This window comes from Sideroxyarcus sp. TK5, from assembly GCF_054601595.1.
The window spans coordinates 50,348-77,052 of sequence record NZ_BAAHSJ010000005.1 but is presented as its reverse complement, the minus strand read 5'-3'; the positions used below and the strand labels follow the sequence as shown (position 1 = coordinate 77,052).

The 26,705-nt window shown below is 61.0% G+C and carries 19 protein-coding genes; 14 read left to right on the top strand and 5 right to left on the bottom strand.

From position 1 onward, the window contains the following. The first annotated feature begins 111 nt into the window (after positions 1–111). Both ACYPYQ_RS09755 and ACYPYQ_RS09750 read left to right on the top strand, forming a co-directional pair. The gene (locus tag ACYPYQ_RS09755) at positions 112–3,438 is read left to right on the top strand and encodes an ABC transporter substrate-binding protein (protein ID WP_459723606.1); all 3,327 of its coding nucleotides are present in this window, start codon (positions 112–114) and stop codon (positions 3,436–3,438) included. 139 nt (positions 3,439–3,577) lie between these two features. After that, positions 3,578–4,297, top strand: a complete 720-nt coding sequence (locus ACYPYQ_RS09750) for a diguanylate cyclase domain-containing protein (protein WP_459723604.1) — start codon at positions 3,578–3,580, stop codon at positions 4,295–4,297. A 74-nt stretch (positions 4,298–4,371) separates the two neighbouring features. On the opposite strand, the gene serB is transcribed toward ACYPYQ_RS09750, so the two are convergent. Beyond that, a complete protein-coding gene (serB, locus tag ACYPYQ_RS09745; RefSeq protein ID WP_459723602.1) occupies positions 4,372–5,211 on the bottom strand; it encodes a phosphoserine phosphatase SerB in 840 nt (279 codons plus the stop codon). A gap of 169 nt (positions 5,212–5,380) precedes the next feature. On the opposite strand from serB, the gene rlmF reads away from it, so the two are divergent. Beyond that, positions 5,381–6,337, top strand: coding sequence for a 23S rRNA (adenine(1618)-N(6))-methyltransferase RlmF (gene rlmF / locus ACYPYQ_RS09740; RefSeq protein WP_459723601.1), 957 nt, complete (start codon positions 5,381–5,383; stop codon positions 6,335–6,337). 49 nt (positions 6,338–6,386) lie between these two features. Here rlmF and ACYPYQ_RS09735 read toward each other — a convergent pair whose 3' ends face one another. From ACYPYQ_RS09735 to ACYPYQ_RS09725, 3 genes are read right to left on the bottom strand one after another with little or no spacing between them, the layout of a single operon-like run. After that, positions 6,387–6,641, bottom strand: a complete 255-nt coding sequence (locus tag ACYPYQ_RS09735; RefSeq protein ID WP_459723599.1) for a SemiSWEET transporter — start codon at positions 6,639–6,641, stop codon at positions 6,387–6,389. A 55-nt stretch (positions 6,642–6,696) separates the two neighbouring features. Then, positions 6,697–7,086, bottom strand: coding sequence for a DUF5615 family PIN-like protein (locus ACYPYQ_RS09730; RefSeq protein ID WP_459723596.1), 390 nt, complete (start codon positions 7,084–7,086; stop codon positions 6,697–6,699). Next, a complete protein-coding gene (locus ACYPYQ_RS09725; protein WP_459723594.1) occupies positions 7,083–7,313 on the bottom strand; it encodes a DUF433 domain-containing protein in 231 nt (76 codons plus the stop codon). The genes ACYPYQ_RS09730 and ACYPYQ_RS09725 overlap by 4 nt, the downstream gene beginning before the upstream one ends. Before the next feature lie 335 nt (positions 7,314–7,648). On the opposite strand from ACYPYQ_RS09725, the gene ACYPYQ_RS09720 reads away from it, so the two are divergent. The 4 genes from ACYPYQ_RS09720 to ACYPYQ_RS09705 all read left to right on the top strand — a co-directional run bounded on the left by ACYPYQ_RS09720 (position 7,649) and on the right by ACYPYQ_RS09705 (position 12,392). Next, the gene (locus ACYPYQ_RS09720) at positions 7,649–8,899 is read left to right on the top strand and encodes a helix-turn-helix transcriptional regulator (protein ID WP_459723592.1); all 1,251 of its coding nucleotides are present in this window, start codon (positions 7,649–7,651) and stop codon (positions 8,897–8,899) included. A 305-nt stretch (positions 8,900–9,204) separates the two neighbouring features. Next, the gene (locus ACYPYQ_RS09715; RefSeq protein ID WP_459723590.1) at positions 9,205–10,224 is read left to right on the top strand and encodes a hypothetical protein; all 1,020 of its coding nucleotides are present in this window, start codon (positions 9,205–9,207) and stop codon (positions 10,222–10,224) included. A gap of 48 nt (positions 10,225–10,272) precedes the next feature. Further along, positions 10,273–11,175 carry a formylglycine-generating enzyme family protein gene (locus tag ACYPYQ_RS09710; RefSeq protein ID WP_459723588.1) on the top strand — a complete coding sequence of 301 codons (903 nt, stop codon included), beginning with the start codon at positions 10,273–10,275 and terminating at the stop codon, positions 11,173–11,175. Beyond that, complete coding sequence (locus tag ACYPYQ_RS09705; protein WP_459723586.1) at positions 11,172–12,392, top strand: hypothetical protein; 1,221 nt, start codon at positions 11,172–11,174, stop codon at positions 12,390–12,392. Before ACYPYQ_RS09710 ends, ACYPYQ_RS09705 begins: the two co-directional genes overlap by 4 nt. A gap of 59 nt (positions 12,393–12,451) precedes the next feature. On the opposite strand, the gene mfd is transcribed toward ACYPYQ_RS09705, so the two are convergent. Beyond that, the gene (mfd, locus tag ACYPYQ_RS09700; protein ID WP_459723584.1) at positions 12,452–15,856 is read right to left on the bottom strand and encodes a transcription-repair coupling factor; all 3,405 of its coding nucleotides are present in this window, start codon (positions 15,854–15,856) and stop codon (positions 12,452–12,454) included. Positions 15,857–15,963: 107 nt separating this feature from the next. Between mfd and ACYPYQ_RS09695 the strand changes: the two genes are divergently transcribed. The 7 genes from ACYPYQ_RS09695 to ACYPYQ_RS09665 are packed head-to-tail and all read left to right on the top strand — an operon-like array spanning position 15,964 to position 26,630. Further along, the gene (locus tag ACYPYQ_RS09695) at positions 15,964–18,468 is read left to right on the top strand and encodes a PAS domain S-box protein (protein ID WP_459723581.1); all 2,505 of its coding nucleotides are present in this window, start codon (positions 15,964–15,966) and stop codon (positions 18,466–18,468) included. A gap of 29 nt (positions 18,469–18,497) precedes the next feature. Continuing rightward, positions 18,498–19,178: a 2-C-methyl-D-erythritol 4-phosphate cytidylyltransferase gene (ispD, locus tag ACYPYQ_RS09690; protein ID WP_459723579.1), complete on the top strand. Its 681-nt coding sequence runs from the start codon at positions 18,498–18,500 to the stop codon at positions 19,176–19,178. A gap of 2 nt (positions 19,179–19,180) precedes the next feature. Then, complete coding sequence (ispF, locus tag ACYPYQ_RS09685) at positions 19,181–19,654, top strand: 2-C-methyl-D-erythritol 2,4-cyclodiphosphate synthase (protein ID WP_459723820.1); 474 nt, start codon at positions 19,181–19,183, stop codon at positions 19,652–19,654. After that, a complete protein-coding gene (tsaB, locus tag ACYPYQ_RS09680; RefSeq protein ID WP_459723576.1) occupies positions 19,654–20,328 on the top strand; it encodes a tRNA (adenosine(37)-N6)-threonylcarbamoyltransferase complex dimerization subunit type 1 TsaB in 675 nt (224 codons plus the stop codon). The genes ispF and tsaB overlap by 1 nt, the downstream gene beginning before the upstream one ends. After that, complete coding sequence (gene rimI, locus ACYPYQ_RS09675; protein WP_459723572.1) at positions 20,325–20,765, top strand: ribosomal protein S18-alanine N-acetyltransferase; 441 nt, start codon at positions 20,325–20,327, stop codon at positions 20,763–20,765. The genes tsaB and rimI overlap by 4 nt, the downstream gene beginning before the upstream one ends. After that, entirely contained in the window at positions 20,762–21,520 is a 759-nt protein-coding gene (locus ACYPYQ_RS09670) for a uracil-DNA glycosylase (RefSeq protein WP_459723569.1), read from the top strand. The genes rimI and ACYPYQ_RS09670 overlap by 4 nt, the downstream gene beginning before the upstream one ends. Before the next feature lie 7 nt (positions 21,521–21,527). Next, complete coding sequence (locus ACYPYQ_RS09665) at positions 21,528–26,630, top strand: bifunctional diguanylate cyclase/phosphodiesterase (RefSeq protein WP_459723564.1); 5,103 nt, start codon at positions 21,528–21,530, stop codon at positions 26,628–26,630. Positions 26,631–26,705: the final 75 nt, after the last annotated feature.

The following is a 26,705-nucleotide window of genomic DNA, read 5'->3' as shown; positions in this document are numbered from 1 at the left end:
ATACGGATAGCGCAAGGCATTTACAGGGCGCATTTTTTCAGAGGATGCGGTAATGTGCTCCCCGTTTGTGTCAGGCCGCATAGCGATTGAACAGGAATGGGAGAAAAGTCTTTGATCGAACCGGTCCGTCTTGGACTGATGCCGCCGTTGACGGGGCTGGTCGGGCTATATGGCAGCGAGATATGCCATGCCGCCCGCATCGCCTGCGACGAGATCAATGCCGCCGGCGGTGTGCTGGGGCGACCGCTGGAACTCATCATCGAGGATGACGGCAGTCTGCCCGATACCGCCGTGCCGGCCGCCCTGCGTCTGGTCGAACAGCATCGGTGTGACGCCATCATCGGCAACCTGCTGTCGAACTCGCGCATCGCCGTCGCCGGGCAGGTCGCCGAGCCGAAACGCATCCCCTACCTGAACTTCTCTTTCTACGAAGGCAGCATTTCCGGGCGTTATTTCTTCCACTTCGCCGCCTTGCCCAACCAGCAGATCGACAAGATGATCCCCTGGCTGGCCGATCATCACGGGCCCAAGATGTTCTTCGCCGGCAACAACTACGAGTGGCCGCGCGGCTCCATCGACGCGGCCAAGCAATCGCTGCGGGCGCTGGGCGGCGACATCCTGGGCGAGGAATACCTGCCTATCGGCGCCAGTGCGCAGGAGATTGATGACTTGCTGCAGCAGGTCGCCCGCTCCGGTGCCGATGTGTTCGTGCCATATTTCGCCGGTGCGGACCAGGTGCAGCTGCTCACGCGCTTCACCGAGATGGGGCTGAAGAAGCGCATGGCAGTGGCGATGGGGCATTACGACGAGATGATGGTCAGCCAGCTGCCGGCAGCGGTGCGCGAGGGCTTCTATTCCAGCAATACCTATTTCATGTCGGTCGACACGCCGCAGAATCGCAGTTATCTCGAACGTCTGGCGCAGGTGCCGGGCATCAGCGGCATCTGGCCGAGCGGCAACGGCATCCTCACCAATTTCGGCGAGGGTACCTATCTTTGCGTGCGCGCCTATGCCAGGGCAGTGGAGTTGGCCGGAACCACCGAGGCGGAATCCGTGGTGGATGCGCTCGAGCGGGTGCGGGTGGATGCGCCGCAGGGCGAAGTGGTGATGGATGCCGTCACCCATCACGCCAGCGTCAATGCCTATCTCGCGCGCTGCAATGCGGACGGCACCTTCAGCATCATGGAGTCGTTCGGGCGCATCGATCCGGTGATCCCTGCACGCTATCGCGAGCAGGCGATGGGGGTGAAGCTGCACGAGTCACCGCCGAGCCCGCAGGTCTCAGCGCGCATCTCGGCGGAAGCCAGCGCCGCCATGCAAAGGCTGGGCACGGTACAACAGATATTGTCCATCGCCGACATGGCCATCATCGCTACCGACGAAGAAGGTGTCATCGCCGAGGCGAACCCTGCCGCCTGCCATCTTTTCGGTTACAGAATGGAGGAGATGGTCGGCATGCCGGTGCATCAGCTGCTGCCGCCGCATGTGCGCCAGCGGCATGCGGAGCTGGTGAAGGCCTTTGTCGAAGGCAGCGAGATGGAACGCCGCATGTCGGCGCGCGGCGAGATATCGGGTTACCGCAAGGACGGCTCGTTCTTCCCGCTGGAAGCGGCCATCGCGAAATTCAGGAACGACGACAGCTGGATGCTGGTGGTCACCATGCGCGACATCACCGAGCGCAAGCGCGCCGAGGAGGACATGCTGTGGCGTGCGACCCATGATGTGCTGACCCGGCTGCCGAACCGCGCGCTGATCAGCGAGCGGTTGGTGAACGCGCTGCAGCGCTCGCAGCGGCAAGGGTTGAGCATCGCGGTGTTGTTCATCGACCTTGATGGCTTCAAGCTGGTGAACGATGTGCACGGCCACGAGGCGGGCGACGCACTGCTCAAACAGGTGGCCGCGCGGCTGATCGACCTGGTGCGTCCGGGCGACACTGTGGCGCGTCTGGCGGGCGACGAGTTCGTCGTGCTTTGCGAGCAGCTGGAGCAGCCCACTACCATCTCGGCGCTGGCGGAACGCATCAACGAGGCCTTGCGCCAGCCGGTCGATTTCAATGGCGTGCAGCTGTTCGTGACGGCCAGCATCGGCATCGCGGTGGGGCATGGCACCACCCATTCCGCCGAAGACATCCTGCGTTCCGCAGACAGCGCCATGTACGAGATGAAGCAGAAAGGGCGCGACGGCTGGCAGTTCTTCAGTGACAGTCTGGAACAGAAGGTGCGGCAGCGTCTGGCGGTGACGGAAGGACTGCGCAACGCGCTGGCCCGCAGCGAACTCACCTGCCGTTTCCAGCCCATCGTTTCCGCCGAGAACCGGCGTATCGTCGGGGCCGAGCTGCTGTTGCGCTGGCGCCCGCCGGGCGGGGAGATATCGCCGGCGGTGTTCATCCCCATCGCGGAGATGACCGGTGCCATCATCGCCATCGGACTGTGGGTGTTCCGCCAGGGCTGTCAGGCCGAGGTCAGGTGGCGCGAACGCTGGGGGGCGCAGGCGCCGTCCTATGTCTCCATCAACGTCTCCACGCGCCAGCTCGACGAAGAGAATCTGGCCCATGATTTCGAGCGCATCCTGCGCGAGACCGGTGCCGACCCGTCGCGCCTGCTGATCGAGATCACCGAGACCTCGCTGATGGCCAACGTGGAGGCTAACCTCAATGTGTTGCGGCAATTGGCCACGCTGGGTCTGCATGTCGCGGTGGATGATTTCGGCACCGGATACTCCTCGCTGGCACAGCTAACCCGTATGCCGGTGAGCGTGCTGAAGATCGACAAGGCCTTCGTCGACGGCGTGGACAAGCATGCGGACAGTCGCACTATCATCCGCACCATCATCGGCTTGGGACATTCGCTCGGCATGAAGCTGGTGGCGGAGGGGGTGGAGAACGAGGCGCAACTGCTGGAGCTGCACTCGAACGGCTGCGATTTCATCCAGGGCTATCTGTGCTATCGCCCGCTCGACGACCAGCAGTTCGTCGAGGCGGTGGACCGCGAGATCGGCAGCAGACAGGAAGGTGTGACACCGGGACTGTATTTCCTCATCTATGTCAGCCAGGCGACCGGCGCGCTGGATGAGGCGACACTGGACGGGATCGTCAGGACCGCCCAGCGATACAACCAGGAGAACGGCCTCACCGGCTGCCTGCTGTATCAGGATGGTTGTTTCATGCAGATGCTGGAAGGCAGCCGCGAGAACGTGCAGAGACTGATGGCGATGATCGGCAGTGACAAGCGTCACAAGGATCTGCGCATCGTGATCGAAGGGCAAGAGCAGCGGCGCGTCTTCCTGGACTGGAACATGCAGTTCCGCGATGTTTCCAGGATGGCTGGCAGCCCCGATTTCACGCAGTGGGGCAGCAAGCACATCAGCTTCCTCGAACTCGCCGAGGATGCGCGCCTCTGCTACAGCTACATCACAGCCTTCAAGGGCAGCGTCATGTAGCCTGACGGGCTGGTCCGCATTGCCGGGGGGCATGCCGACGGTGATGTCCGATACGAAAAAAAGGTGTCGGTAAACGGGGTGAGCGGGTAGAGTCACGGTCAAGCGGCCAACTTGTTGTACACCTGATCCGGAGGGTTCCATGAAAGAAGGCATCCCGATGCGCCATTTCTTCCTGTTGCTGGGGCTCATCGCCCTTGCTGAGTTGCTGCTGATGGTCACCGTCGACCCGGTGATGGAGGCGCATGGCTATCCGGTCTGGATACGCGCCATGACCGATGCCGGCCTGCTGGCCGTCATCTGCGTGCCGTTCATGCTCAGTTTCCAGCTGCGGCCGATGCAGATGGCCTATCACGATGCGCTGACCGGATTGCCCAACCGCCAGTTGTTCAACGACCGGCTGGCGCATGCACTGGTCGTGGCCAGGCGCGAACAGCGCAGTTTCGCGGTGATCTTCCTCGATCTGGATGATTTCAAGCCGATCAACGACCGCTTCGGCCACCGTGTCGGCGATGTGGTGCTGAAACTGGCGGCGGTGCGTATCGAGAGCGGTGTGCGCGAGAGCGATACGGTGGCGCGTCTCGGTGGCGATGAGTTCGCTATCCTGCTCGCCGATGCGGAGAGCACGGCGGATGCGGATCGCGTGATCCGCAAGATAACCGTGGCCTTGTCCCGCCCGTTCGAGGTGCGCGGTCAAACGCTGAAGCTGGGCGTCAGTGCCGGGGTGGCGTTCTATCCGGCGGACGGTGTGAACGGGATGGAGCTGGTCGATGCCGCCGACGATGCGATGTATCGCAACAAGGGTATGAGGAAATCGCTGGGGGAGGCCGAGTTGCCGGAGCCTGTGCGTTCTTCAGCCTGAGTGTCGCAGTGCCCGTCAGGCCTGGAAGAGGGCGGGACCCGCGCGATCGGTGACCGATGCCGCGATGGCGGGGCTCATGCCTGCTCGAACAGCGTGACCAGGCCGTCCAGCCCGACGAAGTTCAGTGCATGGCTGGCCTGTGCGCGCACCACCGGCTTGGCGTGGTAGGCCATGCTGACGCCGGCCTGCGCCATCATCTTCAGGTCGTTCGCACCGTCGCCCATGGCGATCACCTGTTCGCGGCCCAAGCCCAGTTCCTCGCGCACCCGGTTCAGCCAGTCGGCTTTGCCCTGTGCATCCACGATGTCGCCCAACACCTTGCCGGTGAGTTTCCCATCCACGATCTCCAGCGTGTTGGCGTGCGCGTAGTCGAGGCCGAGGCGCGCTTTCAGACGCTCGGTGAAGAACACGAAACCGCCGGACACCAGCATCGTCTTGATGCCGTGCCGCTTCATCGCGGCCAGCATCTTCTCCGCACCGGGATTGAGTTGCAGGCGCTCGTCGTAGACGCGCTGCAAGGCCGATTCGTCCAACCCTTTCAGCAAGGCCACGCGGCGGCGCAGGCTCTCGGCGAAGTCCATCTCGCCGCGCATCGCCGCTTCGGTGATCTCGGCCACCTGCGGTTTGAGGCCCTGCATGTCGGCGATCTCGTCGATGCACTCGATGGAGATCAGCGTGGAATCCATGTCCATCACCAGCAGGCCGAAGTCGCCCAAGTGCTTGCCCTGCGGCACGTATCCGCAATCGATCTGATGGGCCTGACAATATTCCGCGATGATCTCGTGCGGCTCCGCATCGCGCAGACGACAGGCGTGCGGCGTGATCTGTTCGATGCGAGCCGTACCGGCCAGACTGGCGATGTGTTCGATCTGGACGGCGGGGATAGGATGCAGGGCTTGGAGGATGAGGTTCATGTGCGGTCGGGCATCCTGCGCGGACGCGGGGTCGTTCGGTTCAAAAGGGGGCGTATTTTAGTTCATCGGCAGCCGCGCAAGCGACGGAAGTTCATTTTTGTCATGGATGGGGCAGAGCGGCCTGGCGGTTTGTATAGAATGACGCGCCTCGGCTTCACATCCATCCGCCATGTCCCAAGTCCAGACCAAAACCAATCTGCACCCGCGCAACCCGCATCGTGAGCGTTACGACTTCGCGCGACTCGTTGCCGTCAGCCCTGAATTGGCAACCTATGTGGCGGTGAATGCCTACGGCAACGAGTCGATAGACTTCGCCGATCCGGCGGCGGTGAAAGCGCTCAACCGTGCACTGCTGAAGCAGCATTACCAGGTCAGGGAATGGGACATCCCCGACCAATACCTGTGTCCGCCCATCCCCGGCCGCGCCGACTACCTCCACTATCTCGCCGATCTGCTGGCCGAGAGCAACGGCGGCGAGATCCCGCGCGGCGATGCGGTACGCGTGCTCGACATCGGCGTGGGCGCGAACTGCATCTATCCGCTCATCGCCAACGCCAGCTACGGCTGGCATTTCGTCGGTACGGATATCGATGAAGTCGCACTGGAGAATGCCCGGCATATCATCGAAGAAAACAAACTGAGCGAAGCCGTCGAGCTGCGCTTGCAAGCTTCCAGCGCAGACATCTTCTCCGGCGTCACCTACGCCGACGAATATTTCGCGCTCACCCTGAGCAACCCGCCGTTCCATGCTTCGCTCGCCGAAGCCAGAAAAGGCGCGCAACGCAAATGGCAGAACCTCGGCAAGGAACACAACAAACACAAAAAACCGGTGCTGAACTTCGGCGGACAGAGTATGGAGTTGTGTTGCGAGGGCGGCGAAGAGGCCTTTGTCACCCGCATGATCGAAGAGAGTGCAAGCGGCGGCGAACACTGCCTGTGGTTCACCACCCTGATCTCAAAATCCACCAGCTTGCCGCAGGCCTACAGTGCTTTGCAACATGCAGGCGCGGTAGACAGCCGCACCATCGAAATGGCGCAAGGGCAGAAGAAAAGCCGCTTGCTGGCCTGGACGTTCATGAATGGGCAGCAGCGGCGGGAATGGTGGGGGAAGCACGGAAAGAAGTAACGTAGTGACCCGGCACGTTCGATCTGAGCGGGCCAGGAATGAACATTTTCTAGCCGAAGCGTAGCTTCATCACCAGCACGGCCCCAGCCAGCAGCAGTGTGATGCTGTTGGCGACGATGATGGGCCATGCCTGCAGCAGGATGCCATATGCCAGCCACAGCGCCACGCCCAGCGTGAACATGGCATACATCCCCAGCGAGATGTCGGCGGTGTGGCGGGTGTGCCATACCTTTAGCGCCTGCGGTATGAATGCGGTGGTGGTAAGTATTGCAGCGGCGCTGCCTATCCAGTCGACAGAGTTCATGAGCGATATCCAAAATTGTGAACGATTCTTGAGCCAACAGGTTCTGCAACGGGCTTCACTTTGCGCTGAAGCTACTTCTCAACGGCAACACCCTGACGCGCTCGCGATACTCGTCCACGACCACCAGAGCGCCGGAAGAAAGTTGTGGCGTGAAGCGATGCAATAGATCAATAGTTCGGGGAGAAAGGGCTTCGGGGCTTACGTCGTTGGTACGTATCTGGAAAACACTGGGAGATTCTGCCTGGGTCGCGTTCAGCATTGCGCCGAAATCGAGATCATGGGTGAAGACGATGTGCTCGTGCGTCCTTGCCCATTCGAAAAGTTCACTGTCCGGGGCATCGAGCTTGCCAAGTTGAGACCAGTGTTCTGCTTCGAATCCGGCCTTGCGTAGAACCTCCACCCATGAAGGCGAGAGGTTCATGTCGACCAGCAAACGCAATGTCATGCCGCGACTAGAGGCAACTCAATCTCTTCAGAGCGCCATGCGGCATAACGCAATGCCTGAGTGATATCTTCTGCTTCAATGTAGGGGTAAAGGGTAAGAATCTGCTCAGTTGTTTTTCCGCTGGCGACCAAGCCGATGAGTGTCCCTACCGTTACGCGTTGACCACGGATGCACGGCTTGCCACCCATGACGAGGGGATTGCTGGTGATGCGGTCTAGTTGTTGCATGACGACACTCCTTGCGGTGAGGTGACTGGCCGCATTCTAGCGCGCCAGGGCGCAATAACCAACGGGCATTGCGCCGTATGATTTGTACATCCGTTGCACTCGCTGCACCCTACGCCTCTTTTTTTTACACTCACCATCACAAGCACCTGCTGTTCCAGGTCTTCATGCTTCAGTTCGATACGCAGTCTGTCCTGTCCCGACATCTTCACGTAGTGCCGGCTCTGGATCAACGTGATGATCTACATCGGGCCTATCGGTGGATTGGGGACGAACTGGATGACGATGGTCTCGCTTGAGGCATCTAGTTTGCTCATGCCCAAGGACGTGGCGAGGATATGAAGGTAGTGCGAGTAGGAAGCACTCCGTCCGGGGTGCTTGGGTTATTATTAAATCGTTTACATAATTTTGTTTTCGATATAAAACAACATAGTAACGAAATTCTGGGGCTAGTCCATCAAAAGGGAGGGATGATGCTGAGGAGTGATGAACATTGGCTTTCCGTTGCCGATGCTTTTAATGCGGCTGCCGTGGGGAGCGGTAACTGGCTCGATGCACTGGATGGTCTTGCACGTGCGACGGGCTCATGTGCCGGACAGTTGATCGGGCTCGGCTCGGCGCATGCCGTGCCTTTCAATTGGGCTGCCGGCCTCGGTTCGGACTGGGGTGAAGATTTCATTGCCAATGGCGGCAGTAATCCTGCAATTAATCCCTACGTCCGTATGGGCTCGGATGGTCCCGTGTTGGAAGTAAGGGCAAGCTGCGATCACGTCACGCGCAAAGAGCGACGTACCAACCAGTTCCTCAATGAATTCGCCCATCGTTACGACACACCATATATCTGTCTGACACCCCTCGTCAAAGAAGACAACATGCTGGTCGGGATGGCTGTCATGCGCTCTTCGCGCCAAGGCGAGATCGGCGACGCGCAGCGCGCCGTGTTCGCCTCCATCGCGCCGCACGTGCGGGCGGCGGTCAGGACCCAGATGGCATTGGAGCATCAGGGCACGTTGCTGGTGGCGGGTGCCTTGGAAGCGCTGTCTCTGACCGTATTCGTCTGCGATGCACTGGGCATAGTGAAAGCGATGACGCCCGCAGCGGAAGCGATGCTGAGCACGGGCAATGCCCTGCGTCTCAAACAAGGTGTGCTGGCCACAGCCATTTTTGCTGAGACTCAAACATTGAATAAAGCCATTGATGCAGCAACTGACGGCCTGCTCAAGCCTGGCGCACCATTGGCGGGCACCGTGGTCGTGCAGAGCATTAACAATAAACCATTGCTGCTGGATATCCTGCCCATGCCGCGCCGCGATTACGCCTTCGGATTTGATGCGCGTGCGCTGGTCGTCGTCCGTGGCGCGCAATCCGATTGCGGGCGCATGAAAGACCTGCTCCGCATGGTTTACCGCTTGACCGAGGCCGAAGCCGACGTGGCGCTCTGGCTCGCCGAAGGCCATTCCCCCGAAGCCATCTCCGCCGCGCGCAACACCACCATCGGCACCACGCGCATGCAGATCAAGGCCATCTACGCAAAACTCGGTGTGCATAGACAGAGCGAACTGGTGGCACGGCTCGGGCAGTTTCGGTGAAGTGAGGGGCATATCCCAAATGGGAGATGCTGCAAGGTTGAAAAGAGAAATACTATTCAGCGAGAACGAAATCTGTGGATGGTGGAAAACGTTTAAACCCGATTCCTGGAATAAATACAGGTTTTAGTGCTTGAGGGCGTTTTGCGGAAGGCATACACGTCAAACCGCCACCAGATCGGCCGACAGCGTGTATAACCGGGCGATTGGCAGTTTGGCGCAGGTAAGAAAAACAGGATTCACCAGGGCGGTTCGCTGCCCCTGAAAATCTGTCAGACAGTTGATTCTTTGAAAAAGGGAAATTGAAGATGATCTGCACCGTCAGCACTCAGCACTCAGCAGCACCCGGCATCACGTTTTTCCTGTCTCTTCGCAATACATCGTATCCTGTAGTTCTTTCGCAATCTGGCGGAGTTGATGCGAACTCAACTTCTTGCTGGGATTCATCTAATTATTGGTCGCTTTCCAGGAAACTGATTTCCTGGTTTCTCGCGTTCTTCTTATTAAGCCGCGGATGCAGCGTCTTTGCTGCTGAGTCCCCCGCTTCTGCCCAAGCCGTAGCCGCCTCCAGCGTACCAGCAACCGCCCCTAGCGATGAATATGACTGGAAAGGCGACAAGGTTCAACTTCTTGTCGATGTTACCAAGATAAAAAAATCGGCGGATGAATCAGGGGATTACTTTGCCCCCGAAAGCACCATTTTTACCGTATCGAATGATGACAAAAAAACCAATAAACTCACGGTTAAGTTCCTTAATGTCAAACCCGGTGATGGTCAAAATGTTCATGTGGAGCCAACTGATGAATTACCGCTATTTTCAAAAATCTTTGCAGGTCTCGGCTGGAAGTACGTCACTGCTGATAAAGACCGTGTTGCTTCTGACGGCAGTCAACCCGTTGATACACATGGCGCTTACGTTCTGGATAAAGCTGCCGTGGAAAACATTCCACACACCCGCTACGGCTGGACGTTTGGCGCACTGATAGTGCCCTTCAAGTACCAACTATCAGACAAATCTTTCGGCGGTTCCAGCACTATAGGCCCCTATGTGGGCTACCGTTTTCAGGACAATCAGGGGGCGGTTACCCCCGTTGTTTCCGCAGGGTGGGTGAATAACATTCCGGTTGCGCTGGCAAACGGCGGCGGTACCATCAATCGCAGTGGATTTTCCTGGGCGGCAGGTGTGATCTTCTCTATAGACAAGGGGACAGGCTTTCAGGCGGGTGTGTTAGTCGGGCAAGACCGCTTGGGGAGTAATGCGGCAGCCCCTTATCAATATGAGGGAAAGTATTGGCTGTCGCTATCTGTTGGCTACAAGTTCTTCTGATGCCTTGCCTCACGACCTATCGGAATATATCGCACTAAAGGAAATCACATGAAACCAATTTGGCTTACACCGCTCCTTTCCCTCTTGCTGCTGGCGTCTTTCAACGCACACGCCGCCGGTTCCGCGCTACGCATCGTCTGCGACGGCGACGCTGACGGCGCGGAGGTGTACATCAACGACAAGTTCAAGGGCGAATGCCCGCTGGATTTGAAGGTGCCGGAAGGCAGGCTCAAGCTGCGCGTGCAGATGACGGTGGATGCCGACCACGAGCCCCGGCTGTTCGAGCAGGAAATCCGCATGGGCGACGGTGTGATGAAGAAGGTCGAGGTGCAGTTAAGCCCGCTGGAGTTAACCGCAGAAGGCAAGCGCCGCCAAGAGGAAGAGACTATCCGGCTATTCGAGCTAGGTATGGTAGCCATCCCCGGCAAGAACTATGCGATCGGCAAGCACGAAGTTACGCAGGGGCAGTGGAAGGCGATTATGGGCAACAACCCGAGCCTCTTTAGAGACTGCGGCGACAATTGTCCGGTGGAGTATGTGAGCTGGAACGAAATTCAGGAATTCCTCACCAAGCTCAACCGGATGACCGGCAAGCAATACCGCCTGCCCAACGAGGCCGAATGGGAGTACGCCTGCTATGGCGGCAGCCAGACTGAATACTGTGGCGGCAACAACATTGATGCGGTGGCATGGTATGAGAACAACAGCGGAGGAAAAAGTCATCCGGTCGGGCAGAAACAGGCGAACGGCTACGGCCTGCACGACATGAGCGGCAACGTGGCGGAATGGATGGAAAACTGTTATGACAATAATTGCACCGAGCGCATGTATCGCTGCGGTTCGTGGAACTACTCTGCGGAGTTGTCGCGCGCGGCGGATGCCAGATGCTGGAAGAGTCCGGCGGACCGGGCCTTCTATAACGGCTTCCGCCTAGCCAGGACGCTGCCGTGAAACGGCAGCATTGCCCTTTGGTTTTCTTACCCTTTTACCCCTCGAAAAATACCCGGCGTCAAGCCCATGACGATGCGGCGATAGACGGCGGTGCGTGCCGGGATGAGGATGGTTTTCCAGAAAGCGAAGCAGGAAGCAGCGGCCACATATTGAAAGGTGTCATGAAAATCACTTCATTGCGTAAATTCCTGTTGCTCCCGACTGCCCTGATTGTCATGGCGATCTTCTGCACGCCCGCGCTTGCGGCGAAGAAGAGCATGGTTGCCGATGATGACATGTCCAGCCTGCTGGAGATGTCCGATCAGTTCGACCAAGTGGACAAGGAGGATTTCAAGACAGCTATCGACCGGGCCAACGATTGCACTCATGCGCGAGACTTTGCATGCAGCGAAAAGGAACTTGCCAAGGCGGCCAAGGCGGCAAGAAGCGGGCATGACAAGAAGATTCTGGCTGTAGCACGCCAAAAAGTGACAGACGAAAAGGCTCACATCGCAGAGGAAGCACGCCAACGTGAGTATGAAGCCGAAAAGGAGCGGCGACGTGCCGAAGCGGAAGCTGAGAATGAGGTGAGTTCTGCAGCCATGTTTGCCGGAGTGCTTAATGCTTTGAATGCAGCGGAAGCCAGGGACCAGCAACTGCGATCGGGGTATGCTGAGGCCATGGCTCGGGCGTCTGCGGCAGGTGAAGCTGAACGGCGGCGCAGGGAGAATGCTGAGGCGAAACGTGGGGCAGATCGGCGGCAGAGAGAGGTTGCGGCGAGGAATGATACCTATCGCCAGCAATCTGCTGCCGTGAATCAAGGTTCATACTTGACAACCCAGAATCAGAGTGAACTAGGCAGTTCGCACAACGGCGCGAGTGGAGGGGGGGCGCAGACTTCTGCACCGGGCGTGTATAAGCCTACGCCACATGAACCACGCTCCCGAGATTGTACTTTGGTGCCATCTAAAGAAATGACGTTTAGTATGGCGGACAGGGATAAATCAAAGGCCCAGATTACGGCCCGGAATGATGCGAAGTTTGCTTGCATTGCCCGGGGGGGCTACAAACTTATCAATGAAAACTGTGAGAGCAAAGCCCTCCATAAGTCTGAGGTCACCAATGGGAAACTTGCAATCATAGAAGACGGCATTGAGTGGGCTTGCCGTGTAACGGTAATTTGCAACAAGCCGGAAGAGCGATGCGCAGCGATTACAAGCGGTGCAAGTGAGCAGTAGGCCTCGCAGTGGTGCGCAAGGGGCGATTTTTGAAAGGCATGCATGTGGTGGTGTGAGGGCTAACCCAGCTCCTTGAAGAAATTCACAATCGCCAACACCCTCTGCTTCAACTCCCCGTACTTCAATTCGATCCTCAGCTTGTCCTGACCCGCCATCTTGATGTGACGTTTACTCTGGATCATGGTGATGATCTTCATCGGGTCGATGGGCGGGTTGGGGACGAACTGGATGACGATGGCCTCAGATGAGGCATCCACCTTCTGGATGCCAAGCGGTTTGGCGAGGATGCGCAGGCGGTGGCAGTCAAGCAGGGTCTGTGCCGGCTCTGGCAGCAAGCCGAAGCGGTCGATGAGTTCCTGCTGCATGTCGTCCAGCTCTTCCTGCGTGTTGCAGTTGGCGAGGCGTTTGTAGATGACCAGCCGCTGGTGGATGTCGCCGCAGTAGTCGTCCGGCAGCAGGGCGGGGGTGTGCAGGTTGATCTCGGTGGTGACGCCCAGTGGGTGCGCCATGTCCGGCTCGTGGCCGGCCTTAAGAGATTTGATGGCGGCATTGAGCATGTCGTTGTAGAGCGAGAAGCCGATCTCCTGCATCTCGCCGCTCTGCGATTCACCCAGCACTTCGCCCGCGCCGCGTATCTCCAGATCGTGCATGGCGAGATAGAAGCCGCTGCCCAGTTGTTCCATGGCCTGGATGGCTTCCAGACGTTTCTTGGCCTGTGCGGTGAGGCCTTCATTGTTGTCCACCAGCAGGTAGGCATAAGCCTGGTGGTGCGAGCGTCCGACGCGGCCGCGCAACTGGTGCAACTGCGCGAGGCCGAAGCGGTCGGCGCGGTTCATGATGATGGTGTTGGCGGTCGGTACGTCGATGCCGGTCTCGATGATGGTGGAGCAGAGCAGCACATTGAAGCGCTGGTGGGTGAAGTCGCGCATCACGGCTTCCAGATCGCGTTCGCCCATCTGGCCGTGCGCCATGCGGATGCGCGCCTCGGGTAGCAACTCGGTCAGTTTCTCCAGCATGTTGGGCATGGTGTCCACTTCGTTGTGCAGGAAGTACACCTGCCCGCCGCGCTTGAGTTCGCGCAGCACGGCTTCACGGATCACGCCTGCGCTGTAGTTGCTGACGAAGGTCTTGATGGACAGGCGGCGCTGCGGCGCGGTGGCGATCACCGAGAAGTCGCGCAGGCCTTCCAGCGACATGGCCAAGGTTCTTGGGATGGGCGTGGCGGTGAGCGTGAGCACGTCCACTTCGGCGCGCAGCGCCTTCAGTCTTTCCTTCTGTTGTACGCCGAAGCGGTGTTCTTCGTCGAGGATGACCAGGCCGAGATTGTGGAACTTCACATCTTTCTGGATCAGCTTGTGCGTGCCGATGACGATATCTACCCTGCCGTCCGCCAGGTCCTTCAGCGCCTGCGTGGTCTCCTTGGTGGAACGGAAGCGTGACAGCTCGGCGAGCTTGATCGGGAAGTCGGCGAAGCGGTTGGAGAAGTTCTGGAAGTGTTGCTCGACCAGTAGCGTGGTCGGGGCGAGAACGGCCACCTGCTTGCCTTCCATCGCGGCGATGAAGGCGGCGCGCAGCGCTACCTCGGTCTTGCCGAAGCCGACGTCGCCGCAGATCAGGCGGTCCATCGGTTTGCCGGATTGCAGGTCGAGGATGACGGCTTCGATGGCGGCGGCCTGGTCGGCCGTCTCCTCGAAACCGAAACCGGCGGCGAAGGCTTCGTAGTCGTGATAGTTGAACTTGAACGCATGGCCTTTGCGCAGCGCGCGCTGGGCGTAGATGTTGAGCAACTCGGCGGCGGTGTCGCGCACCTGTTGCATGGCGCGGCGTTTGGCCTTGTCCCATGCGCCGCTGCCCAGCTTGTGCAGCGGCGCGGTCTCGGGTGCACCGCCGCTGTAACGGCCGATCACATGCAGTTGCGACACCGGCACATACAGCTTGGCTTCGTCCGCATATTCCAGCAGCAGGAACTCGTTCTCGCCTTCGCCCATGTCGAGATTGACCAGCCCGTGATAGCGCGCGATGCCGTGTTGCTCGTGCACCACCGGGTCGCCCGGCTTGAGCTCGGACAGGTCGCGCAGCATGCCTTCGACATTGCTCTTCTTGGCGGTGCGCGAGATGCGTGCGCGTGACGGCGTGGCATACAGCTCGCTTTCTGTCACCAGCGCGATGTTTTCATCCGTGAGCAGGAAGCCATTGCCGACAGTGGCCACACCGAGCATGAACTTCTCGCGACTTTCGAGGAACGCTGCATAGTCTTCGCACACCGCCGGTGCCAGTCCGTATTCCTCAAGGTAGTTGGACATGATCTCGCGGCGGCCCAGGCTGTCGGCCAGCAACAGCACGCGCCCGTCGTAGTCGCGCAGGAAGTCGGCGAACTTCTGCGTGGGGATCTCGGCGCGGCGGTCCACGGCGATGTCGGGCAGTGTCGAGGTGGGGCAGGCGGAGGCGTTCGCACCGCTGTCGTTCAGTGCGATGTCCAGACGCGCGAAGTCCTTCGCCTTCACGAAGAACTGCTCCGCGCTCAGGAACAGCTCCTTCGTTTCCAGCAAAGGATGCTGCGGATCGCCGCGCAGCAGGTTGTAGCGCGAGGCGGCATCCTGCGCGAACTGCTGGATGGCGGCATCGACATCGTGATGCAGGCACAAGGTGGCATTGGCGGGCAGGTAGTCGAACAAGGTCGCGGTCTGCTCGAAGAACAGCGGCAGGTAATACTCGATACCGGCCGGGGCGATGCCCTTGCTCACATCCTTGTAGATGCGCGATCTGGACGGGTCGCCCTCGAAGCGTTCGCGGAAGTTCTGGCGGAAGGTGGCTTGCCCCTTCTCGTCCAGCGGGAATTCGCGCGCGGGCAGCAGGCGGATCTCCGGCACCGGGTACAGCGTGCGCTGCGTATCCACGTCGAAGGTGGCGATGGTCTCGATCTCGTCGTCGAACAGGTCGATGCGGAACGGCAGCATGCTGCCCATGGGGAACAGGTCGATCAGGCCGCCGCGCACGCAATATTCACCCGGTGTCAGCACCTGCTGCACATGGGTGTAACCGGCCAGAGTCATCTGGTTGCGGAAGCCGTCCAGATCGAGCGCTTCGCCTTTCTTCAGGAAGAAGGTGTAGGCCGCCAGGTAGCTCACCGGCGGCAGCGGGTAGAGCGCCGTGGTCACCGGCACCACCACCACATCGCAGGAATTGGTGCGGATCTGGTGCAGCGTGGCGAGGCGTTCCGAGATCAGGTCCTGGTGCGGGGAAAAATGGTCGTAGGGCAGGGTCTCCCAGTCCGGCAGCAGGTCCACCCTCAGCGCCGGATCGAAGAAGGGGATCTCCTCCACCAGCCGTTGTGCCTCCAGTGCATCGGCGGTGACGATCACCAATGGCACGCGGGAGGTGGCGAACTGCGCGAGGGCGAGCGAATCGGACGAACCGGTCAGGTTGGTGTAGCGGGGCTGGGGATGGGGCGAAACGAACAGCATGGCGGAACTCGAAGCAAAGGGCGCGCATTATACCGCCGCCATCCGCCGCGCCGCGCTCGTGTATCATCCTGAGAAAACATAAATCCCTCAGGAGGATGGTCACGCATATGGCTTCCGCCCAGCTTTCCCGGCACGCTTTGCTCAAACGCAGCACACGCTTCCTCATGCTGGCATGGAGCGTGGTCATCGCCGCCTCCCTCGGCTGGTCACTGTATTCCCAGCAGCATGCCTTCGATACTTCGCTGCACGCGCAGGCGGTCTCCATCCATGCCATGGACATGGAATACCGCAACTGGATAATCCACAGCGGGGGTATCTATGTGCCGGTGGACAGCCGTGTGCAACCCAGTCCGTGGCTGGCGCATGTGCCGGAGCGAGACATCACCACGCCGTCCGGCAAGCAGCTCACTCTGCTGAACTCTTCCTATGTGGTGCGCCTGGTGCACGAGGGCATGGCGCACAGCGGCGGTGAGCTGCGCGGTCACATCGGCAGCCACAAACCGATCAATCCGAACAATGCGGCGGATGCCTGGGAGCGGCAGGCGCTGGACGCCTTTGCGCGCGGCGCGAAGGAATGGGGGCAGATCGATACATCGGCAGCGGGGCAGACCTACTATCGCTATATGCGGCCCATGGTGACGGAGCAGGAGTGCCTCAAATGCCATGCGAAATATGGCGACAAACTGGGCGATATCCGCGGCGGGGTGAGTATCGCCATCCCCATCGATGGCATGCTGGCGGCGGAGGCGCGCGGACGCAACGTGATGGTCGCCGGGCATGGTCTGATCTGGGGGGTGGGCCTGCTGGGCCTGTTCTTCAGCGCACGGCGGCAGGACAAGGATATACGCAAGATCGAGCAGACCGAGGCCGAGGCCACGTTGCTTGCAAATTCCATGGCGCACGCCATCTTCGGGCAGGACATGGACGGCAACTGCACCTTCATCAACGTGGCGGGTGTGAAGGTGCTGGGGTATGCCGATGCGGCGGAGCTGGTCGGGCAGAACATGCATAGGCTGACACACCACACCCGTGCCGATGGTTCGCCCTATCGCTACAAGGATTGCCCGAACTATGCCTCCATCCACTCCGGCCGTTCCTTCCATTCCGACAGCGAACTGTTGTGGCGCAAGGACGGCACCTCTTTCCCCGCCGAATACTGGTCGTATCCGGTGGTCAAGGATGGGCGGGTGCACGGCGCGGTGGTGACCTTCCTCGACATCAGCGAGCGCCTGCGCATCAGGGATGAGCTGAAACAGTCACAGGCGCTGCTCGGCTCCATCGTGGAGAACATCCCTGCCATGGTGTTCCTGAAAGATGCCGAACATCTGAGGTTCGAGCTGTTCAACCGTGCGGGGGAACAGTTGCTGGGCTACCGGCGCGAGGATCTGCTGGGCAAGAATGATTACGATTTCTTCCCTAAGGAGCAGGCGGATGCCTTCACGCAGAAGGACAGGGCGGTGCTGGAAAGTCGCAAGTTGCTGGAGATCCCCGCCGAGCCTATCAAGATCGCCGACGGCAGCGAGCGCTGGCTGCACACCTTCAAGACCGGCCTGTATGACGATGCGGGGCAGGCGACCCACCTGCTCGGTATCTCGGTCGACATCTCGGACCGGATCACGATGGAGGAAGCCTTGCGCTCCAGCCAGCAGCGACTGGCCGAAGCGCAGCGCATGGCCCATCTGGGCCATTGGGAACTCTATCTGATCAAGAACGAACTCAAGTGGTCGGACGAGATATTCCGCATCTTCGAGATCGATCAGCAGCGCTTCGGCGCGACCTACGATGCTTTCCTGGATGCCATCCATCCGGAGGATCGCGAGGAAGTGAGCAAGGCCTATGAGGATTCGCTGAAGAACCGCTCTGCCTACCAGATCCATCACCGCCTGTTGATGAAGGACGGCCGGGTCAAATACGTGCTGGAGAAATGCGAGACGATGTTCGACGCCGACGGCAGACCCTTGCGTTCGCTGGGTACGGTGCAGGATGTGACCGCGAGCATGTTCGCCGAGAAGGCATTGAACGAACAGCAGCGGGTGCTGGAGCAGGCATTGGAAGGCACCATCCATACCGTATCGATGGCGGTGGAACTGCGCGATCCCTATACGGCCGGTCACCAGCGCAGGGTGGCCGATCTGTCCTGCGCCATTGCGCACAAGCTGGGATTGGAGGATGAGCGCATCAAGGGCATCCGCCTCGGTGCCACCATCCACGACATCGGCAAGATCGGCATCCCGGCGGAAGTGCTGAGCAAGCCGGCCCATCTGACCGACATCGAGCTGCGCATCGTGCGGGAACATGCGCGCATGGGTTATGACATCCTGAGGGAGGTGCGCTTCCCCTGGCCGGTGGCGGACATCGCCCACCAGCATCACGAGCGCGTCGACGGTTCCGGCTATCCGCAGGGACTGAAGGGCGAAGCCATTGCGCTGGAAGCGCGCATCGTGGCGGTCGCGGACGTGGTCGAATCGATGGTGAGCCACCGTCCCTACCGCCCCGCATTGGGCATCGAAGCGGCACGGGCGGAGCTCGCTGCCGGGCGCGGCACATTGTTCGACGCGCAAGTGGTCGATGCCTGTCTGCAGGTTCTGGATGGTGGTTTCACGCTCAGTTGATGCACGCGAAGTTTGGTAGACTCGCGCCCATGCCAGAATTCCACGCCCTAGTCCCCGCTGCCGGTTTCGGTGCCCGCATGGGCCACGAACTGCCCAAGCAATACCTCGACCTCGCCGGTCGCCCCATGATCTGGCATGCGCTCACCACGCTGTGCGCCAGTCCGCAGATCAGGACGGTGTTCGTGGTGCTGGCCCCCGATGATGAATATTTCGCGCGTTACGACTGGTCGCATTGCGGCGGCAAGCTGGAGCCGCTGTATTGCGGCGGTGCCACCCGCGCCGAGAGCGTGGCCAACGGCCTGCTCGCTTCCGAGCTGGAGCCGGACGACTGGGTGCTCGTGCACGACGCGGCGCGCCCCTGTCTGACGCAGCATCTGCTGACGCGCATGATCGCCGAATTGCGCGACGACCCGGTGGGCGGCATCCTTGCCGTGCCGGTGGCGGATACGCTCAAGCGCGCCGACGCCCAGCAGCGCATTGCCCACACCGAGCCGCGCGAAGGCCTGTGGCAGGCACAGACGCCGCAGATGTTCCGCGCCGGACTGCTGGCCGAAGCCCTGGCACGCAGTGTCACGGTCACCGACGAAGCCTCGGCCATCGAGGCGATGGGCCTGCAACCGAAACTGGTGGCGAGTGACAGCAGCAATTTCAAAGTGACCTATCCGCAAGACATCGAGCTGGCAGAACTCCTGCTGCAGAAGAGGACATGAGCATGCGCATCGGACAAGGTTTCGACGTCCATCAACTGGTCGAGGGGCGCAAGCTCATCATCGGCGGGGTGGATATCCCGTATGAGAAAGGCCTGCTCGGCCATTCCGATGCCGATGTGCTGTTGCACGCTATTTGCGACGCGCTGCTGGGCGCGGCGGCGCTGGGCGACATCGGCAGGCATTTTTCCGACACCGACGCGAAGTTCAAGAACATCGACAGCCGCATCCTGCTGCGCGAGACGCTGCATCTGGTGCGCGAGGCGGGATATCGCGTCGGCAACGTTGACGCCACCATCATCGCGCAGGCGCCCAAGATGGCACCGCATATCCATTCGATGGTCGACAACATCGCCGCCGACCTGCGTCTGGAGAAGAGTGCTGTCAATGTGAAGGCGACCACCACCGAGAAGCTCGGCTACACCGGGCGCGGCGAAGGCATCGCGGCGCAGGCGGTGGTGCTGTTGCTGGCGAATTGATGCGCATCCTTGCCATAGAGACCTCCACCGAATATTGCTCCGTCGCCCTGTGGCAGGGCGGTACCATCAGCGCGCGCAGCGAGAAGGTGGGGCAGAAACATTCGGAAGTGCTGATGGCCATGGTCGATGCCGTGCTTCAGGATGCAGGGATCAGGATTAGGGAAGTCGAAGGCATCGCCTTCGGTAAAGGGCCGGGTTCGTTCACCGGCGTGCGCATCGCCTGCGGGGTGGCTCAAGGTTTGGCGTTCGGTGTCGATGTGAATGTGGTGGGCGTGTGTACCTTGCAGGCACTGGCCGAGGCGAGCGAAAAGGATAAAGTCATCGCCGCGCTGGATGCGCGCATGGGCGAGATCTATTTGGCGGCCTATGCGAAGGAGGCCGATGTCTGGCGCACTGTCTTGGAGCCCTGTCTGTGCAAGGCCGAGGATGCGCCGGCCCTCGCTGGAGACGGCTGGTTCGGCTGCGGCAGCGGCTTCGCCGTGAGCGAGGTCTTGCAGCAACGCTATGCCGCGCAACTGGATGGTGTGGATGCGCAGGCCGTGCCGCAGGCCGAGGCCGTGGTGCGGCTGGCGGCAGTCGAATTTGCGCAGGGCAATGCGGTGGATGCCGCGCTGGCCTTGCCGCTCTATCTGCGCGACAAGGTCGCGCTGACCACACGCGAACGCGCGGCATGATCCTGCGCGCCATGAAGGAGTCGGACCTGGATGATGTGCTCGCCATCGAGCGCGCAGTGCATGCGCACCCGTGGACGCTGGGCAATTTCAGCGATGCCCTGCGCAGCGGTTATGCGTGCAAGGTATACGAGACGGATGCGGGAGCGTTGATCGGTTATGCCGTGATGATGCTGGCGGTGGATGAGGCGGAGTTGCTAAATATCGCCATCGCTTCTTCGCAACAGCGACAGGGGCAGGGCAGGATGTTGCTGGGCGAGATGCTGGCGCTGGCCAGGAAGAAAGAGATGCGGCGCATGGTGCTGGAAGTGCGCGCGTCGAATGCTTCCGCCATTGCCCTGTATCGCAGCGCGGGTTTCAGTGACATCGGCCTGCGCCGCGATTACTATCCGGGCCATGCCGGGCGTGAGGATGCGATATTGATGGGAAGGGGCCTGTGAACGTTCGCGATGAAAACGTGCTGCGAGAACTGAACCTGTATCCGCTCTGGGTACGGCGCGGTGTGCCCGTGCCGGAAGCGGTCGTCGCCGAGCCCGTTATGCCCGCAGTGGCTGAAGTGCTCCCTCAAGTGAAAGCGGAAGCACCTGTCGCAAAAGCGCCGTCAGTCGTTGAGATCCCCGATGTCGCATCGGTCCCGGAGATCGCATCGCTGGACTGGGCTGCGCTGAAAGAAAGAGTGCGGGACTGCGCCGTTTGCAAGCTGCGCGCCGGTTGCACGCAGACCGTGTTCGGCGTCGGCGACGAACAGGCCGACTGGCTGTTCGTCGGCGAAGGGCCGGGCGCAGACGAGGATGCGCAGGGCGAGCCGTTCGTGGGGCAGGCGGGCAAACTGCTCGACAATATGCTGTTCTCCATCGGCTTGAAGCGCGGCGAGAAGGTGTACATCGCCAATGTCGTCAAATGCCGCCCGCCCGGCAACCGCAATCCCGAGCCGGACGAGATCTCCGCCTGCCTGCCTTACCTGCAACGGCAGATCGCGCTGATCCAGCCGAAACTCATCGTCGCGCTGGGCAAGACCGCCGCCACTGCGCTGCTCGGCCGCGATGTACCGCTGGGCTCGCTGCGCGGCACGCTGCATGATTTCCACGGTACGCCGCTCATCATCACCTACCATCCGGCCTACCTGCTGCGCAGCCCGGCCGAGAAGGCCAAGGCCTGGCAAGACCTTTGTTTCGCACGGCAACAGATGGAGTGAGCACCCGATGAAGCCCGCCGACATCAGCCTCTCGACCCGCATCACTTTGCTGGCGCTGGGGCTGGTGGCGGCGGGCGGGCTGCTGTGGACGTGGAACGAGAACCAGCGGCTTAAGACCGAACACCTGATGGAGCGCGAATCCGCGCTGGATGCGGCGCTGCATGTCGAGCGCGAGCGTCTGCAATTGCAGGTCGAGACGCTGAAGCGGGATGCAGTCTTCCTCTCCCATACGCCGCCGATCGGCGGCATCATGCGGGCCATCCGCAACGGTGGCATAGATCCGCGCGAGAACAATACCCGTCAGGAGTGGGAACGCCGTTTGCAGGATATCTTCGGTGCTTATCTGGACGCCCACCCGGAATACTTCCAGGCTCGCTACATCGGGCTGGCCGACGACGGGCGCGAACTGGTGCGCGTCGACCGCACGACGGAAGGACGCTTCCGGGTGGCGCCGCCGCGCGAACTGCAGCGCAAGGGCGACCGCGATTATTTCCAGGCGGGTCTCGCGCTGTCGGCGGGCCAGGTCCATCTGTCGCGCTTCGATCTCGATCAGGAGCACGGACAGGCCGAAGTGCCGCACCGGCCGACCTTGCGCGCGGTGACAGCGGTGTTCGACGAACAGGGGCGACGCTTCGGCATGCTGGTGCTGAACATGGATGTGACATCGCTGCTGGCAGCCGTCAGCAAAGGGTTGCCATCCGGCATCCAGACCTACATCACCGATCAGCAAGGCTATTACCTCGCGCATCCGGACAAGCGTCGTGCCTTTGTCTTCGACACAGGTGGCGGGGTGGGCGATATCCGCGATGACTTCCCCGTCCTGCGCAGCAAGTTCGCCACGGATGCGGGTTCCTGCCTGCCCCTGCGTCAGTCCCCGGACGGGCGGGGCGGCTATCTGGCTGCGGAAAAGGTGGTGTTCGACCGTGACGATCCCGCGCGCTTCCTGTTGCTGGCTTACCATGTCCCGCAACAGGCGCTGCAGATGGACGAGATCGGCATCCCCTGGCGCAGCCAGCTCAATGCATTGCTGCTGATGCTGCTGGCATCCGGCGTATTCATGCTGGTGCTGCGTGTCATCCTGAGTCCGCTCAAACGCATCGCCGTCGCCGCGCGCGAGATCGCGGACGATCACCGTCCGCCGCATTTGCGCGAAAAGGGGAGCGGTGAGATCCGCGAACTGGTGCGATCGCTGAACATCATGCTGGAGAAACTCACAGCCGGCGATGTGCTGGAGCGCGAGAACGCCTTCCGCAAGGAGTTGATCGACTCGCTGCCCGGCGTGTTCTACATGGTCGGTATGGATGGCACCTTCCTGATGTGGAACCGCAACTTCGAGCAGGTGCTCGGCGTCGGCGCGAACGGACTGGACGGCAAGAACGCGCTGGAGCTGTTCGAGGGCGAGGATAGAAGGGTGATCGAGGCACGTATCCGCGAGGTGTTCGAGCGCGGCGAATCCGAGGCGGAGGCATCGCTGCTGACGGCATGGGGTACGCACATCCCCTACCATTTCACCGGACGGCGCGTGATGTTCGACGGCAGCCCGGTGCTGGTCGGCCTCGGACTGGATATCTCGGCGCGGCGCAGCTACCTGCGGCAGATCGAAGCGCAACTCAAACGCAACTTCGCGCTGCGCGACAACTCCATGGAAGGCGTGCATGTGATGGATGCGCAGGGCAAGCTGATCGAGGTCAATGCCGCCTTCTGCAACATGCTGGGCTATGCGCGCGAGGAGGCGCTGCAGCTCAATGTGCGTGACTGGGACGACCAGTTCAGCAGCGATGAGCTGGCCGAGCGCTTCCGCCAGCTGAACGGCAAGAGCGCCATCTTCGAGACGAAGCACAAGCGCAATGACGGGACCTTGCTCGATGTCGAGGTCTGTGCCACCGGCGTGGAGATCGACGGCGAGCTGTACATGTATGCCGCCAGCCGCGACATCACCGAGCGCAAGAAGGTGGAAGAGGTGATGCTGCGCCATCACCATGTGGTCGAGACCGCGATGGACGGCTACTGGATGACCAGCGCCGACGGCTTCCTGCTGGAGGCGAACGAGGCCTATGCGCGCATGTCCGGCTACACCGTGCAGGAACTGCTGACCATGCACATCAGCCAGCTGGAGGCCAATGAACGGCCGGAGGATGTGAAGGCGCACATCGACAAGATCATCGCGCTGGGGCGCGACCGCTTCGAGACACGGCACCGGCGCAAGGACGGCAGTGTGATCGACATCGAGGTATCGGCGACCTTCCGTGATGGCCATTTCTACGTGTTCAGCCGCGACATCAGCGGGCGCAAGCAGGCCGAACATGCGTTGAGGGACAGTGAGAACAAATTCCATGCCCTGTTCGACAGCATGACCGAAGGTGTCGCGCTGCACGAACTGGTGCTCGACGCATCCGGCGTGCCGGTCGATTATGTGCTGCTGGATGTCAATCCAGCGTACGAGACCATCACCGGCCTGCGCCGTGCCGACGTGATCGGACACCGGGCCAGCGAGGCCTATGGGACACAGCAAGCGCCCTATCTCGACCGGTATGCGGCGGTTGCGCTGACCGGACAGCCGGATCATTTCGATACGCGCTTCGAACCGATGCGACAGGTCTTTGCCATCTCGGTCTTTTCACCGGCCAGGATGCAGTTCGCCACCGTGTTCGAGGACATCACCGAACGCATGAAGGTGGAAGAGGTGATGTTGCGCCACCACCAGGTGGTCGAGGCGGCGATGGACGGCTACTGGATGACCAGTGCCGATGGCGTGCTGGAGGAGGCGAACGCGTCCTATGCGCGGATCACGGGTTATACCGTGCAGGAACTGGTGGGCATGCATATCAGCCAGCTGGAGGCCAATGAACGCCCGGAGGAGGTGAAAGCGCATATCGACCGCATCATCGCGCGCGGGCACGACCGTTTCGAGACGCGGCACCGGCGCAAGGACGGCAGCCTGGTGGATGTCGAGATGGCGGTCACATTCGATGCCGAGAGCCGGCGGTTCATGGCGTTCTGTCGCGACATCTCGCGCCGCAAGCGCGATGCCGACCGTTTGCAGCACCAGCAGGACCTGCTCAACGAGGCGCAGCGTCTGGGGCAACTGGGCAGTTGGGAGTTCGTGCCGGATACCGGCGAGTTGATCTGGTCCGACGAGACCTTCCGCATCCTGGAACTGGAGCGCGATAGCGTCGTCCCCAATTACGAGCGATTCCAGCAAGCCATCCATCCGGATGACCGCGACGCGGTGGATGCCGCCTATCAACGCTCCCTGCGCGAGGGGGGGGCTTACGACATCGAACACCGTCTGCTGTTCGCGGACGGGCGTATCAAGTGGGTGCGCGAGCATTGCCGCACCACCTACGATGACACCGGTAGACCTTTGCGTTCGGTGGGCATGGTGCAGGACATCACCGCGCGCAAACGCGACGAGGAGCAGTTGCGCGTGGCGGCGGCCGCCTTCGAGACGCACGATGCGATCCTGATCACCGACGCACAGTCCAACATCCTGCGCGTGAACCATGCATTCACCCAGATCACCGGTTATCGCGCATGGGAGGTGGCGGGGATGAATCCGCGCATCATGAGCTCGGGTCGTCACGATGCGGATTTCTACAAGGCGATGTGGCGGCAGTTGCTGGAGCAGGGCGCATGGTCGGGCGAGATATGGGACAGGCGCAAGAACGGCGAGATCTATCCGAAATGGATGACCATCACCGCCGTGAAGGACGAAGCCGGCAGCACGATCAACTATGTGGCCATCTTCAGCGACATCACCGAACGCAAGCGCAACGAGGAAGAGATACGCGGCCTGGCGTTCTACGATGCGCTGACGCGGCTGCCTAACCGCCGCCTGTTCCTGGACCGGTTGCAGAATGCGCTGGCGGCCTCGGCGCGGAACGGGGATTTCGGTGCCTTGCTGTTCATCGACCTGGATCGTTTCAAAGTGCTGAACGATACGCTGGGCCACGATTACGGCGACCTGCTGCTGGTGGAGGTGGCGGAGCGCATCAAGGGCTGCGTGCGCGAGATCGACACGGTGGCGAGGCTGGGCGGCGACGAGTTCGTGGTGGTGCTGGAGGGGATAGGTGCCGATCGCGAAGAGGCGTCGCACAAGGCGGGATTGGTGGCGGAGAAGATCCGCGATTCGCTGGCACACCCGTATCAACTCAAGGAACACGAGCATTACAGCTCGCCCAGTATCGGCGTGGAGTTGTTCCACGACGGCGAGGAGAACACGGACGACCTGATCAAGCACGCGGACGTGGCCATGTATCAGGCCAAGAACGCGGGACGCAACACGGTGCGTTTCTACGATCCCGGCCTGCAGCACGATCTGGATACGCGCGCCATGCTGGAGAACGACCTGCGCCGCGCCATCGAGAACGAAGAGCTGCAGTTGCATTACCAGGTGCAGGTGGACAACGAACGCAAGCTGGTGGGCGTCGAGGCGCTGTTGCGCTGGCAACATCCTGTGCGCGGCATGATCCCGCCCGCGAAGTTCATCCCGGTGGCGGAGGAGAGCATGCTGATCGTGGAGTTGGGCGACTGGGTGCTGCACCATGCCTGCGCACAGCTGGTCCTGTGGGCGGACGATCCGCTCAGGTCGGGGCTGACGATGGCGGTCAATGTCAGCGCCCACCAGTTCGCCATGCATGATTTCGTGGAGCATCTGGCCGCCATCCTGCAGCGGCACGGCGTGCAGCCGGCGCGCTTGAAGCTGGAACTGACCGAAGGCGTGGTGCTGAACGACATCGGTGATGTGGTGGAGAAGATGCGCAAGCTCAAGGCGCTCGGGGTGCAGCTGTCGCTGGACGATTTCGGTACCGGCTATTCCTCGCTCTCCTATCTGAAGAAGCTGCCGCTGGACCAGCTCAAGATCGACAAGAGCTTCGTGCGCGACATCACCGTGGACCAGAGCGATGCGGGCATGGTGCAGAGCATCATCGACATGGCGAAGAACTTCAAACACGATGTAATCGCCGAGGGGGTGGAGACGGAAGCCCAGTTGAGCTTCCTCAAACACCATGCCTGCCTGGCCTATCAGGGGTATTTCTTCAGCAAGCCGCTGCCGCTGGAGGAGCTGGAGCGCCTGATCGCCGATTGGGGATCGAAGCTGGACGATTGACCGTATAATTCTGCGCGTCCCGGCGCGGATGAACCGGGCCCTGCTTCACGAGACCGCGAAGAGTCTTGGCAGGAT

Coding starts and splice junctions, on each gene's coding strand:
- ACYPYQ_RS09715 (WP_459723590.1), top strand. CDS start 9,205: ATGATCTGCACCGTCAGCACTCAGCACTCAGCAGCACCCGGCATCACG.
- ispF (WP_459723820.1), top strand. CDS start 19,181: ATGCGCATCGGACAAGGTTTCGACGTCCATCAACTGGTCGAGGGGCGC.
- ACYPYQ_RS09695 (WP_459723581.1), top strand. CDS start 15,964: ATGGCTTCCGCCCAGCTTTCCCGGCACGCTTTGCTCAAACGCAGCACA.
- ACYPYQ_RS09750 (WP_459723604.1), top strand. CDS start 3,578: ATGAAAGAAGGCATCCCGATGCGCCATTTCTTCCTGTTGCTGGGGCTC.
- rlmF (WP_459723601.1), top strand. CDS start 5,381: ATGTCCCAAGTCCAGACCAAAACCAATCTGCACCCGCGCAACCCGCAT.
- ACYPYQ_RS09735 (WP_459723599.1), bottom strand. CDS start 6,641: ATGAACTCTGTCGACTGGATAGGCAGCGCCGCTGCAATACTTACCACC.
- tsaB (WP_459723576.1), top strand. CDS start 19,654: ATGCGCATCCTTGCCATAGAGACCTCCACCGAATATTGCTCCGTCGCC.
- ACYPYQ_RS09710 (WP_459723588.1), top strand. CDS start 10,273: ATGAAACCAATTTGGCTTACACCGCTCCTTTCCCTCTTGCTGCTGGCG.
- ACYPYQ_RS09725 (WP_459723594.1), bottom strand. CDS start 7,313: ATGCAACAACTAGACCGCATCACCAGCAATCCCCTCGTCATGGGTGGC.
- ispD (WP_459723579.1), top strand. CDS start 18,498: ATGCCAGAATTCCACGCCCTAGTCCCCGCTGCCGGTTTCGGTGCCCGC.
- ACYPYQ_RS09665 (WP_459723564.1), top strand. CDS start 21,528: ATGAAGCCCGCCGACATCAGCCTCTCGACCCGCATCACTTTGCTGGCG.
- ACYPYQ_RS09730 (WP_459723596.1), bottom strand. CDS start 7,086: ATGACATTGCGTTTGCTGGTCGACATGAACCTCTCGCCTTCATGGGTG.
- rimI (WP_459723572.1), top strand. CDS start 20,325: ATGATCCTGCGCGCCATGAAGGAGTCGGACCTGGATGATGTGCTCGCC.
- mfd (WP_459723584.1), bottom strand. CDS start 15,856: ATGCTGTTCGTTTCGCCCCATCCCCAGCCCCGCTACACCAACCTGACC.
- ACYPYQ_RS09720 (WP_459723592.1), top strand. CDS start 7,649: ATGAAGGTAGTGCGAGTAGGAAGCACTCCGTCCGGGGTGCTTGGGTTA.
- serB (WP_459723602.1), bottom strand. CDS start 5,211: ATGAACCTCATCCTCCAAGCCCTGCATCCTATCCCCGCCGTCCAGATC.